This window comes from Sporosarcina ureae, assembly GCF_029267015.1.
Lineage (GTDB): Bacteria > Bacillota > Bacilli > Bacillales_A > Planococcaceae > Sporosarcina > Sporosarcina ureae_D.
Genome location: NZ_JARIEA010000074.1, coordinates 1 through 16227, shown reverse-complemented (window position 1 = coordinate 16227; position 16227 = coordinate 1). Strand labels below are relative to the sequence as shown.

The window sequence follows — 16227 nt, the reverse complement described above, 5'->3', positions numbered from 1 at the left end:
CTAAGGAGGAATCTTCATGCGTGTAACACAATCTATGCTATCTCAAAATATGCTGCGTAACTTATCAGGCAGCTATAATAAAATGGGTAAACTACAAGAACAATTGAATACTGGTAAGAAAGTTACTCGTCCTTCCGATGATCCTGTTGTCGTTATGAAGGGGATGGGGTATGGGATGCAAGTCGACAAAGTTGAGCAATTTCAGAAGAATATGGGCGAAGTGAATAACTGGCTCGATAGTTCGGATGATGCGCTTGATGGAGTAGGGCAAGTATTACAACGAATGAAAGAGCTCGCTACAAATGCTTCAAATACGGGTGCAATGACAGAAAACGATAGAAAAGCAATAGCAACAGAAATTAGTCAATTACGTGAACATCTACAAGACGTCGCTAATACCAAAGTAGGAGACAAGCATATATTTAGCGGTAGTATGACGGACCGACCTCTATATAATAAGGGAAATGATGCAGGTGTCGGCAAAGGTTTTGAACAAGGCGATTCTTTTAAAAGTAATGTAGAAATTGAAGTGTTCGATGGGGTTAGTTTGCGTGTTAGTACAGACGTAACAAAAATGTTTAAAGACATTGATGATATGTTGGAGACGGTAAAAGACCTAACAGCAACAGGTTCATCCGCTACCGGAGAAAGTTTCAGCAAAATGATTGAGGATATTGACAATCAAATGGATGTTGTCTTATCAAAACGGGCAGACATCGGTGCACGGTCCAATCGTGCTGAACTTATGCATAATCGTTTGGAAATGCAGGAGGGTGCTGCCAAAAAGCAACGTTCTCAAAACGAAGACGTGGATTACGAAAAAACAATTACAGATTTGATTACTTCGGAATCCATACATCGCGCAACATTATCGGTTGGGGCAAGAATCATGCAACCATCATTAATGGATTTCTTACGCTAAAGGTTTAGGCGGACATTGGAAAATTGTTAGCTGTTTTTATATAAAATAGCGAAGGAAGTGAAAGAATTGAACATGCCACAACTTCAAATTCAAACAACGCCTGCAAAAATTAATCTCCAAGTTACTAAACCAATTCAGGAAATACAACAACCAAAAGCAACTTTAAGTATTGAACAACCAGCAGCCATTTTAGAAATGTCTACCACACGACCACAATTATCAATCGACACAACAGAAAATCGTGCAGATATCGATTTAAAAAGTATTTTTCGCCGGACTGCTGAAAATGCGCAATACGGAAAGCAAAAAGCTCTAGAAGGATCTGGTCGCCGTGCAGAGGAAGGTCAGCAACTAATGAAGATTGAGAACGGTGCAAACTTAGCAGACATCATTCAACAGAGTTCTGAGAAACCGATGGCTAAGATTGAAGTAAGATTCGTTGGTGATCGTTCAAAAATCCAAATGGAGATCACTCCAGGCTCACTGGATATTAACGTAACACCGCAGAAACCTAAAATAGATGCGCAAATAAATAAGCCGATCCATGATTACACTCCTGGCAAAGTATCTGTTGAGATGCAACAATACGGATCTATTCAAATAGATTGGAAAGTGTAGTGTGAATATAAAGACTTTTAAAGTAGATCTGGGTATTACAAGTGTTAATTGGAGGAACGGTGTAGAACCGTTCTTTTTATTTTGAATTCAGATAGATTAACTTTATCGTATATTCAGCTATATCATTATACTAGATGAATTTCAATTATAAATATGACTAAAAGGAGATTTTACTAATGGTACAACAACTAAAAGAAATAAAAACGAAGTTTCACGACATAATCAAAGTGGATCTTTCACTGGCCTGGCATTTCCCTAAAGGGCTTCCAGGATTTGAGGATGAAGAAGAATTTGTTCTATTACCAATTGGCGATAATCCCGAGTTTCAAGTCCTTCAGTCAACAAAAGAAGCAGGTATTGCATTTGTAGTTGCCAATCCATATAAGTTGGTTGAAGGTTACGACTTTAAAATCGATGATCCGACTGTGGATTTACTGGAAGTCAGAAATCCAGAGGAACTAATGGTACTAGGGATTATATTCATTAAAGAACCTTTTGAAGATTCGACCATAAACTTACAAGCACCATTGTTATTCCAAACCAAAAATAGAAAAGCAAAGCAGGCAGTTTTAAATGATAAGCGGTATTTAATTAAACATCCAGTTGATATAAAAAGATTGAACGGAATGAAAGAAAAAATAACTGACGGGATGAAACAATAATATGTTAGTTCTATCACGCAAAGCGGGCGAAACTATTCAAATCGCAGACAATATAAAAATCAAAATCCTTGAAATAAAAGGTGATACAGTAAGAGTTGGCATTGAAGCACCGAAATCAGTAGATATTGTACGAGGTGAATTGATCCAATCCATTAAAGAAACCAATACTGAATCACTAACACTCGATCTCAACTGGTATAAAAATCTTGAGGATAAAGAATAAGTCACTTTACGATGTTTAGAGAGAACGTCACGTTTTCTTCATATATGAAAATAACTAAAAAAGATTTAGTAAAACGCTAAACACTCTAGTTACTCATCCGATATTAGTAGTGTAAGCGGGCGAGAGAGTTTCGGCCGAATCTCGAAACCGCTGAAAAAAATAAGGGACACATGGACGTGTACCCAACAAACACTCAAGGAGGAAATTATAATGATTATTAATCACAACATGGCAGCGATGAACACGCACCGCCAACTAGGTTCAAACAACGCAGCAGCAGCTAATAACATCGAGAAACTATCTTCTGGTCTTAAGATCAATAAAGCCGGAGACGATGCAGCAGGACTAGCAATCTCTGAAAAAATGCGTGGACAAATCCGCGGTTTGGATATGGCACAAAAGAACTCACAAGACGGAATCTCTATGATTCAAACAGCTGAGGGTGCTTTGAACGAAACACACGATATTCTTCAACGTATGCGTGAGCTTGCTACACAGGCAGCAAACGATACTAACGTTGGCGTTGACCGTGAGGAAATCCAAAAAGAAATGAACAATTTATCTTCAGAGATTAACCGAATTGGTAATACTACTGAATTTAATACTCAGGCTCTTTTAAAGGGTGACGGGAAAAATAATTTAACTGAAACTGGCACAGCTAAAAACGCTAATTTAATTAATGGAGCAACAACTACTGTTGAAGCGACACAAACGATGACAATTGCTAAAGCAGCAGCTGCTACAGAAACCGCAGAATTCACGTTAAATGGTGAAAAAATCACTATTACATTTGCAGCTAATACCACTGCTAGTGAAGGTGGGAAATCATTTGATGTTACTGGTAACAGTGCAACAGTTAATGTGGATGTCACTTCCCCTGATGCAACTAAATCAGCAGCAGCTCTTGCCGAAGCATTAAAAGAAGTTATCTCAAAGAATGAAAACTTAAAAGGTAACTTTACAGCTTCAAATTCGGGTGCTGCGTTGACTGTGGAAGCAACTAAAACTGGGTTGGCAGCTGGTGCGGCAGGAAACATTGCAGCTACAGGTGGTACTACTGCTCTAGTGCCTGCTACTGGTGCTTCTGTTGGTACTACAGTAAATGCTAAAGCATCAGTGACTGATGCGGTTGATTTTAGCACAGCTCCTACTAAAGATTTTGCAGGAACAGGCTTTACTGTTGGTGACAAGCAGATAGAACTCTACAATGCAGATAAAGGGGCTTATACTGGAAACGGCATAGGCGTTAATATCAGTGGAGCATCAACTGGATCACAAATTGTTAAAGCTATTGTTGATCAAGCTGGTCCGCAAGTTAAAGACGTAGTGTTCTCAGAAAACGCAAGTACTGGTAAGTTAAATATCACTGCAAAAGAAGGCGGCCCAGCTGGAAATGCCATACGTGTAACTGACGGTGGAGTTCAGGATAAGTTCAAAGCCAACTTCCAAGTAGGAGCAAACAAAGGTCAATCTATGACTATTGAAGTTGCAGATATGCGTTCTGAAGCACTAGGTATTACAGGTAAAGCAGGAGCAGACGGCTTCTCAGCTACAAACAATGTTAACAATGGTACAAACAACACAAGCAAAGAAGCAGCTTTGGATGTATCTTCACACGAAAAAGCTACTGCTGCAATCAAAGTAATCAACGATGCAATTGAAACTGTATCATCACAACGTTCTGAATTAGGTGCATTCCAAAACCGTCTTGAACACACAATCAATAACCTTGGAACTTCTTCAGAAAACTTAACTGGCGCAGAATCACGTATCCGTGACGTGGATATGGCAAAAGAAATGATGGACTTTACAAAGAATAATATCTTAACTCAAGCAGCACAAGCAATGCTTTCACAAGCGAACCAGGCTCCTCAGGGCGTTCTACAACTATTACGTTAATAGAACCTTTGTATCAAAAAAGAGACTTCTGAAAAGAAGTCTCTTTTTCTATAGCAAATTTTGACTTCGTAGTTCACTTGCTTTATAAACAACTGACCAGTAGGTGCGTCCAAGTGCATCAGCTATTTGCTGATCAGTGTTGCCGGATTGTTTCATACGCTTTAGAGTTGCTATTTCATCTGAAGAGTAAGCACGCATTCGATTTCTGGAGCTTGCTATTAATTGATAGTCAGGGTGCTTGGAGTGCCATCTTTGTTTTTCCATATAGAAGCGGTAACGCCAGTTTGTTTTATAACTCATAGAAGGACATGTGATGGCGATGGGTTCTATATCCTGAAGGAATTGTAGAGTGTCAGCGGTGCGACTAGTACGTAAATAATAGCCATTGCCATTTGGCAGTCCAGTAAGAACAAATTCTGCGCTGGTCAGCTTTTTAATTTGTTCATTTAACACCAACAATTCTTTGAAAGTAAAACTTTGTAAATACAATGCTACATGCGGCGTAACGTAAATCTTTCTATAATTATGATTCACTCGTGTAGATAGCAATAGAGAGCCATCATCCATATAGATAGTCGCCAAACTGTGCAAATCGTTTAAATTAGCAAGTTGGTTTACAGGCAAGCGCTTGATTCTTTTTTTATCTTTAACTTTCTCGGCATAAAAATCAGATTGTAGTGTACTCCATAAGTTACTAACTTTTGATTCAATAACAGTACCTTTACATTTAAATTCAAGATAAGGATGAAGTTTCATCACTTTCCAAGCGCGATATTCTTTTTGTTTAATAGAAAAATGTTCATGATAACTGCTTCTGATTCCCATAGATTTAGAAGCAGTATGTCTTAATGTACCATCTCCAATGATAGAACCAAGCATAATATTTTGCTGTGTAGTCGAAAGATCATCTAACGTATTCAACGGGCGAGGAGAAAGGCTATTCTGTTGATGAAAGCACTCCTGCACAATCTCACCTAAAGTTAAACCTGTTGATGCTTGGACGGAACAAAGAATGTCTCGATTTTCTTCAGTTAGGATCACTTGGTAGCGTTTGGATTCATTGTCTTCTTGCCTGGCGTAGTTTAGCCTTTGGAAATTATCGTTTGTCACTTCAATCGAGGAGGCGTATTGCTGAATTATTTGATTGATTTCTTTAGTAGGTGAGGGAATGGATATATGATTCGGCAAACGTATAGTCGTCCGTTTCGCGATTGACTTGTGAACATCTGCATTCCTGATTTTATAGGCGAACACAGGATGGATCCACTGTGTAACGAGGCTAAGAAAGTATTTGATTTGCAGCTGGTCATATAAAATAAGTCTTCGTTGCCCATCTATCGCAAACAGCATATTGAATTTTCTATTTAATGCGTATTGAAGTAATGGAAGCTCGTCCTCGGTCCATTGCTCGGTGGAGAGGATCAACTTCTCCAACGTGCCGCAAGTTTTCACTTTCAAGTGTCCGGATTCCTGGTACCACCACGCAAGTGTCTTAGCCGTCATATGTTGTTCAACAAACTCCAGAGGAATACCCTTGAAGCCATTCTGATACCAAGCAGTGTGTAACGCCTCTGCGTTAGGATTAGGCGCAGATTCAATCACTATACGCTCTGTAAAGCCGAGTTCACTCCGCGTATCTGTTGTCTGTTCTTTCTCTATAACAAAGTCCGGTCCATACGCTTTTAACTGTTGATAACAGGAATGAGCCCATTCACTGTGTTTTACATGGAAAGAAAACCGAAAATACTTGCGGTTAGTAGCGGAAGATATAATACGTCCACTATCGAGAAGCAAGGCACAAAGCAGACTGTTTAATTGTTCAGTAGAAGAGGAAGATGAATTTATTTGTAGATTACTGTTCTTACAATTGGTAGTGTATTGTTCCTTTGCCGCTTTACCATCTTCCAGTAAAAAGCCGTAAGATCTTGAATTCGTTGAGTACATCAATTTTCCAATCGTCATAGCTAGCCCTCCTACAAGATAAGAATATATGTTCTTATTATATTATGTTGGAGGATAAATAGCTAATTATAATCTGAAAGTAGAACTGGTATAAAAATGTAAAGGAGGAGCAGCAAATGAAGGATAACTCAGAGGAAATCGAGCGGTTGAAACAACAACTGGAGCAGGTTAAACAGCAGGATCGAATATTGGAAGAGATAGAGAAGCGGTTGTATAAAATGAGAGAGATTGCGGAGTACGCGTCGAAGTATTGGCTTAGTGGGGAAGAAACGCGGGAGTTGGAGAAGGAGATAGAGGAGCATAAGGCGGTGATTGAGTCGTTGCAGAATTATTAGCGGTCTTAATTACAAATTATCAAATTAAACATGATTAACCGAAAGGATTAATATTAATATGGAAGGCGTTGGTAATGATGCTTTTATCTAAGAAATTAGCTTTATCGTTAAAAGAATATCAAGAGTTAGATTCATCATTAAAGGCTGAATTGCAATATTTAAAGAATAACCCAGATAGTTTTTTTAGAAAAGGTAATGTACGTTTATTTCAAGTTGAAGATCAATATCTTTGTATTGACACAGAGCATTATGATAGTTCTTTACTAAAAGATGTATACGGTGATTATATTGACAGAACTAATGAAAACAGTTTTGATACGGAATTATACTTTTTCTTTACATATTTTAAATCCTACTATAGGAATTTAAATGTTGATAATGTAATGAAATTTGTTGAGGGGATGGAAACTTATGCACAACGACATGGCTTCAAATCACTATGGCATTTAATTATCCAAAGTACTATGGCACTTAGAGAAAGCTATGAATCAAGTTACTCTCAGTTATTACTATTCTTCTCGATAATTGAAACAATACTTTTATCAAAAAGTAGATATGATAATAATAAGAAGAAATACTATGTAACAGATGAATGTGCAAGTAAATTACCGTTTTTCCTAGAAAATAATAAGATAGAAAAAAACAATTTAACTTTTATGCATTCAATAGATGCTTCGTTGATTAAGAACAAACACTCTTATAAATTAATAGCTCAAATAAGAAACAAGGTTATTCATGGGGAACTAGAAGTCGCAAATAATCTGTTAGAAACATTATTTCCTGAGTCTAAATCTAATACAGAAGATGCGGAAAGTTCATCGTTTCAAGATCAATTGAGGAACCTTAATATGTTGGTACCAGGTCCCTACACAACTCTAGTTTAATTCAGAATTGTTCCCGATTTGTGCCAGGACCTGGTACCTTCCTTACTATACGAAGAAGCTACATATAGATTATTTCACTAAATTATCATACGTGTTGATTAGCCATAATTATACAAACCGACATGACTGATCTGCCTTTGTTAATTCACTATATTCCGGAAAAATTAATCCATTAAATGGATAAACTTCACAAAGAAGAAGGCGATAAAAACCTGCGAATGACAGGGGTTTACAGTGTACTTCTTTACTTTCGTACAAATGCAGAAATTTGAGTAAGACATACGCAATAAGTGCCGCAAAAAGCTAGTTAAAGACTGCATTTTCTATTGTTCCGAACAGTACTGGGATGTTCAAGTTTTAATTAATCTAACGAAAAAATAATTCAATTGCCAAACGAGATTTATATATATCGGCAATTTCTTCAGCGGTCACCTTCCATAAGCTCATAATTACGCTTAGTGTTTTTCCTTCGTAATCGGTGAATTGAACGACGTGATGCCTACTTTTTGTTTAGTGGGACATACCTGTGCATCACGCAACTTAGAAGCGATTCTAAATAGTGTCAGAGTTGTGTGATGCACAGGTAAACAAGGTCATTCCTACACCTTCCAGGTAGGTGGCAACTCGGGCAACAACAAAGTCTTGAATATTGCCTCGTTTGATAACCTGCTCGTCGACATGAGCGCTGTCTGCATCCGCACCGCTGAGCATGCGGAGAAAGGTCTAGAGATCATTGACCGGTCTATGAACTTTATACTGGGAGAGCTCGGAAACGTCGGAGCTGTAGAGAACAGCCTAGAGCATATTGCGGCGAACTTGCGAGTAGGAGAAGAAAGCATGATGGCTGCACTGAGTCGGATTGAAGATGTGGATGTAGCGAAGGAATTAATGAACAGTACGAAACTGCAGATGCTGACGCAGGTGGGACAGACGCTGGCTGGGCATGATAAGCAAAGGCATGAAGCGGTTTTGGGGTTGTTGCGGTGAGTGAATTCAAATACGCACCTGTTCATCACACAATTCAGGAACTATTCTGAATTGATCTCAAGTTGTGTGATGCACAGGTAAATAAGATCAAATGATACCAACGTCGAAAACCTGGTGGCGGCTGAGTCGCGTATCCGAGATACGAATATAGCGAAAGAGATGTTTAATCAGATAAGAGAGTTTAATGTGTTGGTACCAGGTCCCCATACAACTTTATTTTAATTCAGAATTGTTTCCGAATTGTGTTGGGACCTTTGAGCTAACATCAAATCAGTAGTTAATCTAGGAATTGAGTAAAGTGCGACAACTATATTGACAAATATAAAATTATTGAAGCGATTCAAGACTACGATGAAGAATTGATAAGCCTATTACTAACTGATGACTTGATACGTTCTGCATATACCAAAGATATTGATGGGACTCTTATATTTAAACAAGCTGATTTTATTGATGTCTTTCGATACAAAGATTGTTCGGACAATTGTTACACACGCTAGTGCAATGAATAATGTTATGGAAATCAAAATACAAAAAAAATGATATTAATTGCTTATACATATATATCCACTGTAGAATACAGGTATACTCGTGGTAAGGAGGGGTGCTATGTTACAGTTGAAATTATTCAGAGTTTATAAAGGTGAATCAACGATGGAAAAATTAGTCGAAAAGTTTCCAAATATAATCCAATTCAGTGTTGATATAATTGGCATCCCTTATGACTACGGAAAAAATGGTTATAGAAAAGTGCTTGAAACAGTAAAAGATATGCCTGTAAAACAATACATTATGACACCAGAGAAGTTTTTCAAGGTACTTAATTACAGTATTGAGTCTGGTTATTTTATTAACTCCCTAAATTTTTTAGAGTCTGTTCCAGAAGAGAACCAAGAAATAATTTCCCATTATCGACAAAGAGTTAATGCTGAAAAAAAATTATTTGAGAAACAGACAATAGTCAGTAAGTTTTTTGCTGAATTAGAATGGATTATTACCGATGAAAGTATTGATATAAAGGATTTGAGTATAAGAGTTAAATCGGAGACATCACCTATTCAAGTAGAAGTGAGCCTTTATAACAATGGAGTGCTTCTAATTGATGATGAAATTGTTAAAGAACAAGTAATTAATATGATGAAAAGTATTGAGTAGGTGTTTTAATGATTAGTATTTTCAAGCTTAGAAAAAGACTAATAAAAAGTTTAACAATTGGAAGTCCTATTATTGCAATAGGGCTTGTTTACTTTTTCGGTTTTGAGCCTTTAAATCTATTTAAAGATTTATTTAACGAGAAATTTTTTAATTCAATATCAAAAGATGCTACGGCTTTTATAATAAACCAAGCAATTATCATATTTATTATTAATCTTGCTATAGAGTTGTATCGTCATTTTGGAAACTTCGCGATTAGTGTAAAAAATAAAGATAGAAAAGACACTACATATTTAGCGCTGGGACAACTTCAGCAACGAAAGAAAGTAGATATTGATGTAAAGATGGACTATCGTAACCTTCTAATTAAGAGAATATTTAATTCTTTAGGAGGGTTAAATTTATATATACACATCCCGCATTGGGTAACTTTTGAAATTAGAAACAAAAGTAATTTTCACGAAGACACGTTTGATTTAACAAATATTGATTTTATTTCAATTTCGTTAGATAAAGGGACTCAAGCTAGATCTACAAGTTCATGTCTTTATATAAGTGCAGAAATGTGGTCAAATGCAACATCGTTTGTAGAAGGAGATTTGATTTCTGAAATCAAACCCGCTTCTACTCGGTGGTACTGCAGATTAGCTGCATATATCCTAATCTTTTTATTATTTGAAATAGAAGAAAGTCATCATAATATTATTTCTACAAGATCGTAGATTAGGAGTGATTAACTTGAAAAGTTTCTCAATGTGGGAATTTACAGGTTTAGAAGATTTGAATGAAGCTATTAACTTAATAAGAGACTCGCGACCAATTATAACGACCGAAGATTGGGAGGATGAACCTTTAATTGCCGTAATTAATCAGGTTAACGGTTTTGATATTAACAATCCGGAAAGTTTAGAAGTAGATGGTAATCAGATAAATTATGTAATTGTGGATTGTATAACCGAGAGATCCAGAAATGCCCAATTTTGGTTTAGTTCACAAGGACAACTTAGACCTCGAGAAAAAAGAATAAATGTTTATCAAACTAAAGTATTATTGTTTGAGTACAATAATTTGGTCCGAGGTATAGTATTTACCGGAAAAGGTCGTGCAGGCACTATAATTAGGGATTGTCTACCAGCAGAACAATGGGGTAATTTTGCTGCCGTAGAAGCGACTCTAACAGAGGATTTACTGTACTGGATATTCAGGAAGTTTATAGATCTTAGAGAATCACCATTATCTCCTGTCCATAATTTATATGTAACAGCACTAAAAAGTTATACGGGTAAAACCAGAGATAATATTAATGCAATGAGAGGTAATGGCAGAAGAATATCAACAATCTTAGGTACGCTTGCTTTCCTATTTAACAACGAAAATTTAAAAGCAGTGCGCCCGCAACTTCAATATAACGGAGAAGTGTTTTTGTTAGAGATTAGCCTAACAGGAACATGTAGAATTTGGGAAGAGGAATATCAAGGGATTTGGTTGAATCTTGATGAAGAAAGATTGCAGAATAACATTGCTATCTATACTTATATTAAATTGTTACCTACTTTAATTGATTGTTACCAAGATAATATAAGAAGGGGAAGTTGGTCACCACAATTAAAGGTAGAATTTTTACAAAGACTTGGCAACGAGATAAAGGATCAAGTTGAAGCAGAATTAGCGCGTTTACAAGAAGAGGCACATTTGGATGAACAAACTGATGGCGATGGGGTGGATGCTTTAGACCTATTTGATATCACAGAAGAAGATGATGATGATGTGTGAAAATCAGGGATGCGTTAGTTAATGAAATATAAGAAAAACAGCTTCAAATCAAGGTGTTTTTTTGAAGGTTAGTGAAGTTTATAATATACGCACCTGTGCATTAAACAATTTCGAAGCTATTCAGAATCGTTTACGATTTGTGTGATGCATAGATGCGCAAAAATCAAGACGGTTACTGAGACTCGAAAAAAATATGCTTCTTCAGTACTCCCAAACCGTCCTCCAGCGTTAATAAAATATAAATATAGCGATAACAGTCAATACAATAATCACGGGTACTGATAAAACATAAATCCACAGCAAATTAGAAAAACTTTTTTTACTACTGTAATTTTTATTCTTGGAATCCGTACTGGAATTAGCAACGGATAGGGTCAAAATCAGTCCGACAACCAAAACAATAATAACGAGAATCATGGCTACGATAAGGCCCAAGTTGATGAAGTCCTCCTTTTAAAAAATAAATTCCTTTGTTCCATACGCTACAATGATATCACATATAACATTTTCGAAGACCTTCCAATTAGGGGTTATTTAAATTAACCACTTTTATGTAACAGTTGTTACATAAAAGTGGTTGGCTGGAGGTTATGAGATCGTTAGAATTATGTGTCAAATTGTAGCCTCCCTATTATATGAAATACCGGCTGACTCATTATTGGACGTAGCACCCATCCAACCTGAGATGACTGTCGACCCACAATGGAACGCTATGCTGTATCACACTGGTACGATGGCGTATCCCACTTTGGGACGGCCAATAACCAAAGAACTTAAAAGAACTTTAAATATAAAGAATAAGACCATTGTCGAGATGAATCTCGACGTCGCACATGTAGTTATAAATTAGTTGCATGACGAAACAGGAAGCCAGTTCAACCCCCAGTTCGCCACTACACATAAATTCATCCACGATCGCATTGTTTGTACCTCTTGTAGAAGTAAAACCCCGCCAGATACAATCAATCTCCAAATTACTTGTATCCTTTTTGAAAAATAACTCTATATGATGAGTGAAGGATGACACCAAGTAGAATCAACATAGGTACGCTAAAATAATTCTTCGCTAGAATGTGTTAGTCTACCTCATTAGTTTTAACTATTTTCGTGTAGTCGCAATAGTTTGAATTCACTTCATATCTGATATAATTAAACTCCATACGAAAATCTATTAGCAGATCGGCAAGCATACAATACGAAAAACAAAGGAGCGAAAAAGTGTATCTAATCCAAGAACTATCCTATATAAAAAGACTAGGCGGTCTCACTAACCTGAACTTCCTTGTCGAACACAAAGGACAAAAATATGTCTTACGTTTCCCGGCACATGAGTTTGAAGACATTATTAACCGCCAGCATGAAAAAGAGAATCAACGAATTGCGGCTGAAATCGGAGTGACAGTCGATAATGTGGTGTTTACTGATGACGGCATTAAAATGACACCGTATTACGATGCGACGGCTAATCTAACGCGGGATCTAATTGTGACTTCGGAGTATTTGGAAAAAGTTGCGGAGGTGTTGTCTACGCTTCATTCGTCTGAAAAGGAATTTACGAATCGCTTTAATTATTGGGAAGAGGTCGAGAAGTATAAAAGTACGTTGACTGAAATGCCTTCGCTTTATGTGTTGTTGGAGGAACGGGTACGGAATTTGACGCAAGGGGAGCGACAGGAGTATGTGCCGTGTCATATGGATTCGGTGACGGGGAATTTTATTCAGAATGAGGCCAAGCAGTTGCTTTTGATCGACTGGGAGTACAGTGCGAATTATTTGCCGGAATGGGATTTGGCAGCGTTTATTTTGGAACGTGAGTTGAGTGAGGAGCAAGAGCAACTGTTACTCGATTATTACGGTTTGCCAGCTGATTCCAAACAGTCGCTGGATCTGCAAAAGTTGAAGTCGGACTTTCTCTGGTCGTTATGGTCGCTCGTTAAAGAACTGGAAGATCCTTCGTTTGAAGCGTATACAGCGAAGCGGACGGAGCGCTTGATTGAGGGGTTGGAACAGTATTATCGTTTGTATGGGCATGAGTAAAGGCATCATGAATACGATACAAAAACTGCTCCGGGATGCCGAAGCAGTTTTGTATAGCGAGTATCAGTTTTTAACCGTCTTACGACCGAAACTGAATTCCTTCCACGAACGAATTTCATAAGTAGGTGTAATCGAAGTACGGTTTTCTTTGCCTTCTGGGTTAAACCAACACGTATCAATTCCTGCGTTGATCCCGCCTTGTATGTCAGACGTCAATGAATCACCGATCATCAAAACTTTTGAGCGGTCTGTAATCCCGAGTGTGTCGAAAGTATACTCAAAAATTTCAGGTTGCGGTTTTTTGAAGCCTGTCTGTTCGGATGCAATAATTGCTTCAAAGGTATTACGCAGCGGTGAGCCTGCGATACGTGCGTACTGAGCCAATGTGAAGCCATTTGTAAGGATCGCCAGACGGTAGTTCTCTAGACTTACGAACATTTCTTCCACGCCTTCTATTAAGTGTGACTCATGTCCAAGGTTTTCAATATATAGCTCTCCAAAACGATGTGCGTCCAGTTCCAGTTCATGCTCTTGGAATAGGCGTCGAAAACGTTCTACTTTTAATTCCTCGAGCGTGATGCGGCCTTGTTCTAGATCATCCCAGATGACGGAGCTGATTGCACGGTATGTGTCGCGATACTGCTCCAGGCCATTTGGCAAACCGAAAGAATTAAACGTGTTGCCGAGCGCATGCTTTTCTGTTTCATTGAAATCAAATAATGTATCGTCTAAATCGAATAATAGTAATTCATAGTGCATAAGTAAAAACTCCTTTTTTAACAAGTGCTACTAGTATAACATGATACATTTATAGTATGAAGGAATCACGTTCGGTTAACGTACTGCAGATCGGGGTATAGCATACATCGTAACTATGTAGGATAGTAGCGAAGGAAAGGGTGACCGAATTGAAGCCATTCATTGGAGTGACATCAGACATAGATGAAAAAGGAGATACACTGGTCCAGACCAGATACATAACAGCTGTACGTCGTGCGGGTGGAGTGCCAATCATTTTACCGGTAGGCATGGAAGCGATTGATGAGGTGTGTACTCATTTGGACGGGTTATTACTCATTGGCGGGGAAGATGTTGATCCGTCACTATTTGGAGAAGAGCCGCATCGGAAGCTGGGCAAAGTATTTCCACAGCGTGATGAGATGGAGCTTGCGCTAGTTAAAGCGATGGCGGAACGAGACAAGCCGGTACTCGGGATATGCAGAGGGTACCAAATCATGAATGTGGCATTTGGCGGTACGCTTTATCAAGACATCCACGCGCAACTAGCAGATGATTTATTGCAGCATCATCAACTGACGGATTTAGAATTTGCTACTCATTTAGTGGATATTGTTCCAGATAGTAAGCTTGCGGAATGTGCAGGTACTTCGGAGATTCGGGTGAATACGTTGCATCATCAGGCTGTTAAGGAGATACAAGCGCCTTTAGTTGTGACCGCCATGGCTAAGGATGGTGTGATTGAAGCGTTTGAGAGCTCGGAACACAGATTCTTTGTAGGGGTTCAGTGGCATCCTGAGGCATTGGTGAAGCGGGATGATGCGACTTCGTTGAGGTTGTTTGAGAGGTTTGTGGAAGCTGCTCGAGAAAGTAAATAACTTTTACTTCCTTTATATTCGAAAGTACTAGGATGGTTTACAAAATATACACCACCTAGGAATCCCACAACTTCAATGCTATAATCAGTCATATTACTTATCAAAAATATTGAAGCGATTACTGAATAGAAAGGAGCCCACATGAGCACAAACAACAAAACAGTAGTCCGTTCCCTAGACATACTCAACCTATTCGTCGATCACCCAGCCCTAACATTCCAAGAAATCATCGACCTATCGGGAATTCCTAAATCCTCCGTCTACCGCATGCTATCTTCACTCGAAGAAATGAAGTTTCTCGAGAAAGGCGCGGATTCACAGTATCGTCTCGGTTTATTGCTGCTCAAATACGGCAGCCTCGTTTCGAAGCGGTTGGATATCCGAAAGATTGCGTATCCGATTATGGAAGAGCTTCACAATGATGTGAAGGAAGCGATCAACTTGATTGTGAGGCAAGGGGATCAGGCGATTTACGTGGAGAAGATTGATACATATCAGAAGGTTCGTTTATATACTGCGGTCGGGAGAAGCAGTCCGCTTTATGCAGGGGCGTGTTCGCGGATTATTTTATCGAATCTGTCGGATAGCTATATTGCGGAGTATTTGGATAAGACGGAGTTGCAGCAGTTTGCGAACGGTACGTATACCGATCGGGAATCATTGCTTGCGTCTATCGAGGAGACGCGTCGCAATGGCTATACGCTCAGTAATTCGGAGCTTGAGGATTTCACTTCGGCTGTGGCGGCACCGATCTTTGATTTTAGTGGTGAAGTGATTGCCGGAATCAGTATCGCGGGCATTGAAGCGAATTATCAGGAAGAGAATTTGAAGACGTTGGTTCCTAAAGTGAAAGAAGCTGCCTCAGAAATTTCTAGGCAGCTTGGATATATAGGATAAAGTAGACCTTTGTGATTCAGTTATGCTGAAGCGCATAGGTTTTTTTAGTAGTTGAGTTTATGCTGGATACCAATTTTGATTTGATGGATCAGTTCTTCTTTGGCGATGAGTTCGCGCTCGGCTTCTGCATGTGTAATGAGCTTGAAATATAGTTTCGCATTCGGTTTCACTTGCGACAAGCTACCTAAGTCAGCCGTGATAACTTGTCCGATTTTCGGATAGCCGCCAGCCGTTTGTCTATCCGCCATTAAAATAAT

General features: G+C 38.4%; 18 protein-coding genes and 1 pseudogene. 15 read left to right on the top strand and 4 right to left on the bottom strand.

Annotated features, from left to right (window positions below):
* The first annotated feature begins 16 nt into the window (after positions 1-16).
* From flgL to Q7P97_RS13265, 5 genes are all read left to right on the top strand, one after another.
* Positions 17-922 (top strand): flagellar hook-associated protein FlgL, encoded by a 906-nt coding sequence (gene flgL / locus Q7P97_RS13285; protein ID WP_303969760.1) that lies wholly within the window; start codon positions 17-19, stop codon positions 920-922.
* A 72-nt stretch (positions 923-994) separates the two neighbouring features.
* Entirely contained in the window at positions 995-1540 is a 546-nt protein-coding gene (locus Q7P97_RS13280; RefSeq protein ID WP_303969816.1) for a DUF6470 family protein, read from the top strand.
* A gap of 176 nt (positions 1541-1716) precedes the next feature.
* Positions 1717-2202 (top strand): flagellar assembly protein FliW, encoded by a 486-nt coding sequence (fliW, locus tag Q7P97_RS13275; RefSeq protein ID WP_303969758.1) that lies wholly within the window; start codon positions 1717-1719, stop codon positions 2200-2202.
* Position 2203: 1 nt separating this feature from the next.
* Positions 2204-2425 (top strand): carbon storage regulator CsrA, encoded by a 222-nt coding sequence (gene csrA, locus Q7P97_RS13270; RefSeq protein WP_303969756.1) that lies wholly within the window; start codon positions 2204-2206, stop codon positions 2423-2425.
* A gap of 210 nt (positions 2426-2635) precedes the next feature.
* Positions 2636-4324: a flagellin N-terminal helical domain-containing protein gene (locus tag Q7P97_RS13265; protein WP_303969754.1), complete on the top strand. Its 1689-nt coding sequence runs from the start codon at positions 2636-2638 to the stop codon at positions 4322-4324.
* 48 nt (positions 4325-4372) lie between these two features.
* On the opposite strand, the gene Q7P97_RS13260 is transcribed toward Q7P97_RS13265, so the two are convergent.
* Positions 4373-6286, bottom strand: coding sequence for a hypothetical protein (locus Q7P97_RS13260; RefSeq protein WP_303969753.1), 1914 nt, complete (start codon positions 6284-6286; stop codon positions 4373-4375).
* 116 nt (positions 6287-6402) lie between these two features.
* Between Q7P97_RS13260 and Q7P97_RS13255 the strand changes: the two genes are divergently transcribed.
* From Q7P97_RS13255 to Q7P97_RS13230, 7 genes are all read left to right on the top strand, one after another.
* On the top strand, positions 6403-6621 hold the full coding sequence (locus Q7P97_RS13255) for a hypothetical protein (RefSeq protein WP_303969752.1): 219 nt from the start codon (positions 6403-6405) through the stop codon (positions 6619-6621).
* A gap of 74 nt (positions 6622-6695) precedes the next feature.
* On the top strand, positions 6696-7505 hold the full coding sequence (locus Q7P97_RS13250) for a hypothetical protein (RefSeq protein ID WP_303969750.1): 810 nt from the start codon (positions 6696-6698) through the stop codon (positions 7503-7505).
* Positions 7506-8183: 678 nt separating this feature from the next.
* A complete protein-coding gene (locus Q7P97_RS13245; protein WP_303969748.1) occupies positions 8184-8492 on the top strand; it encodes a flagellin in 309 nt (102 codons plus the stop codon).
* Positions 8493-8851: 359 nt separating this feature from the next.
* Positions 8852-8992 carry a site-specific DNA-methyltransferase gene (locus tag Q7P97_RS15580; protein ID WP_369684286.1) on the top strand — a complete coding sequence of 47 codons (141 nt, stop codon included), beginning with the start codon at positions 8852-8854 and terminating at the stop codon, positions 8990-8992.
* A 109-nt stretch (positions 8993-9101) separates the two neighbouring features.
* Entirely contained in the window at positions 9102-9647 is a 546-nt protein-coding gene (locus Q7P97_RS13240; protein WP_303969746.1) for a hypothetical protein, read from the top strand.
* Between the two features lie 8 nt (positions 9648-9655).
* The gene (locus Q7P97_RS13235) at positions 9656-10369 is read left to right on the top strand and encodes a hypothetical protein (RefSeq protein WP_303969744.1); all 714 of its coding nucleotides are present in this window, start codon (positions 9656-9658) and stop codon (positions 10367-10369) included.
* 16 nt (positions 10370-10385) lie between these two features.
* Positions 10386-11420 (top strand): hypothetical protein, encoded by a 1035-nt coding sequence (locus Q7P97_RS13230; RefSeq protein WP_303969743.1) that lies wholly within the window; start codon positions 10386-10388, stop codon positions 11418-11420.
* Positions 11421-11648: 228 nt separating this feature from the next.
* Here Q7P97_RS13230 and Q7P97_RS13225 read toward each other — a convergent pair whose 3' ends face one another.
* Positions 11649-11855, bottom strand: coding sequence for a BshB3 potential contributor to bacillithiol synthesis (locus Q7P97_RS13225; protein WP_303969741.1), 207 nt, complete (start codon positions 11853-11855; stop codon positions 11649-11651).
* A gap of 783 nt (positions 11856-12638) precedes the next feature.
* Here Q7P97_RS13225 and Q7P97_RS13220 point away from each other — a divergent pair.
* On the top strand, positions 12639-13457 hold the full coding sequence (locus Q7P97_RS13220) for a choline/ethanolamine kinase family protein (protein ID WP_303969739.1): 819 nt from the start codon (positions 12639-12641) through the stop codon (positions 13455-13457).
* Between the two features lie 63 nt (positions 13458-13520).
* Here Q7P97_RS13220 and Q7P97_RS13215 read toward each other — a convergent pair whose 3' ends face one another.
* Complete coding sequence (locus Q7P97_RS13215) at positions 13521-14216, bottom strand: YjjG family noncanonical pyrimidine nucleotidase (protein ID WP_303969737.1); 696 nt, start codon at positions 14214-14216, stop codon at positions 13521-13523.
* A 140-nt stretch (positions 14217-14356) separates the two neighbouring features.
* Here Q7P97_RS13215 and Q7P97_RS13210 point away from each other — a divergent pair, with 140 nt between their 5' ends.
* Together Q7P97_RS13210 and Q7P97_RS13205 are read left to right on the top strand one after the other, a co-directional pair.
* Positions 14357-15073 carry a gamma-glutamyl-gamma-aminobutyrate hydrolase family protein gene (locus Q7P97_RS13210; RefSeq protein ID WP_303969734.1) on the top strand — a complete coding sequence of 239 codons (717 nt, stop codon included), beginning with the start codon at positions 14357-14359 and terminating at the stop codon, positions 15071-15073.
* 141 nt (positions 15074-15214) lie between these two features.
* Positions 15215-15970 (top strand): IclR family transcriptional regulator, encoded by a 756-nt coding sequence (locus Q7P97_RS13205; protein WP_303969732.1) that lies wholly within the window; start codon positions 15215-15217, stop codon positions 15968-15970.
* A gap of 44 nt (positions 15971-16014) precedes the next feature.
* On the opposite strand, the pseudogene Q7P97_RS13200 reads toward Q7P97_RS13205, so the two are convergent.
* Positions 16015-16227: pseudogene (locus tag Q7P97_RS13200) on the bottom strand (KipI antagonist); the annotation flags it as partial.

Coding starts and splice junctions, on each gene's coding strand:
- csrA (WP_303969756.1), top strand. CDS start 2,204: ATGTTAGTTCTATCACGCAAAGCGGGCGAAACTATTCAAATCGCAGAC.
- Q7P97_RS13260 (WP_303969753.1), bottom strand. CDS start 6,286: ATGACGATTGGAAAATTGATGTACTCAACGAATTCAAGATCTTACGGC.
- Q7P97_RS13265 (WP_303969754.1), top strand. CDS start 2,636: ATGATTATTAATCACAACATGGCAGCGATGAACACGCACCGCCAACTA.
- Q7P97_RS13255 (WP_303969752.1), top strand. CDS start 6,403: ATGAAGGATAACTCAGAGGAAATCGAGCGGTTGAAACAACAACTGGAG.
- Q7P97_RS13235 (WP_303969744.1), top strand. CDS start 9,656: ATGATTAGTATTTTCAAGCTTAGAAAAAGACTAATAAAAAGTTTAACA.
- Q7P97_RS13245 (WP_303969748.1), top strand. CDS start 8,184: ATGAGCGCTGTCTGCATCCGCACCGCTGAGCATGCGGAGAAAGGTCTA.
- fliW (WP_303969758.1), top strand. CDS start 1,717: ATGGTACAACAACTAAAAGAAATAAAAACGAAGTTTCACGACATAATC.
- Q7P97_RS13205 (WP_303969732.1), top strand. CDS start 15,215: ATGAGCACAAACAACAAAACAGTAGTCCGTTCCCTAGACATACTCAAC.
- Q7P97_RS13280 (WP_303969816.1), top strand. CDS start 995: ATGCCACAACTTCAAATTCAAACAACGCCTGCAAAAATTAATCTCCAA.
- Q7P97_RS13240 (WP_303969746.1), top strand. CDS start 9,102: ATGTTACAGTTGAAATTATTCAGAGTTTATAAAGGTGAATCAACGATG.
- flgL (WP_303969760.1), top strand. CDS start 17: ATGCGTGTAACACAATCTATGCTATCTCAAAATATGCTGCGTAACTTA.
- Q7P97_RS13215 (WP_303969737.1), bottom strand. CDS start 14,216: ATGCACTATGAATTACTATTATTCGATTTAGACGATACATTATTTGAT.
- Q7P97_RS13250 (WP_303969750.1), top strand. CDS start 6,696: ATGATGCTTTTATCTAAGAAATTAGCTTTATCGTTAAAAGAATATCAA.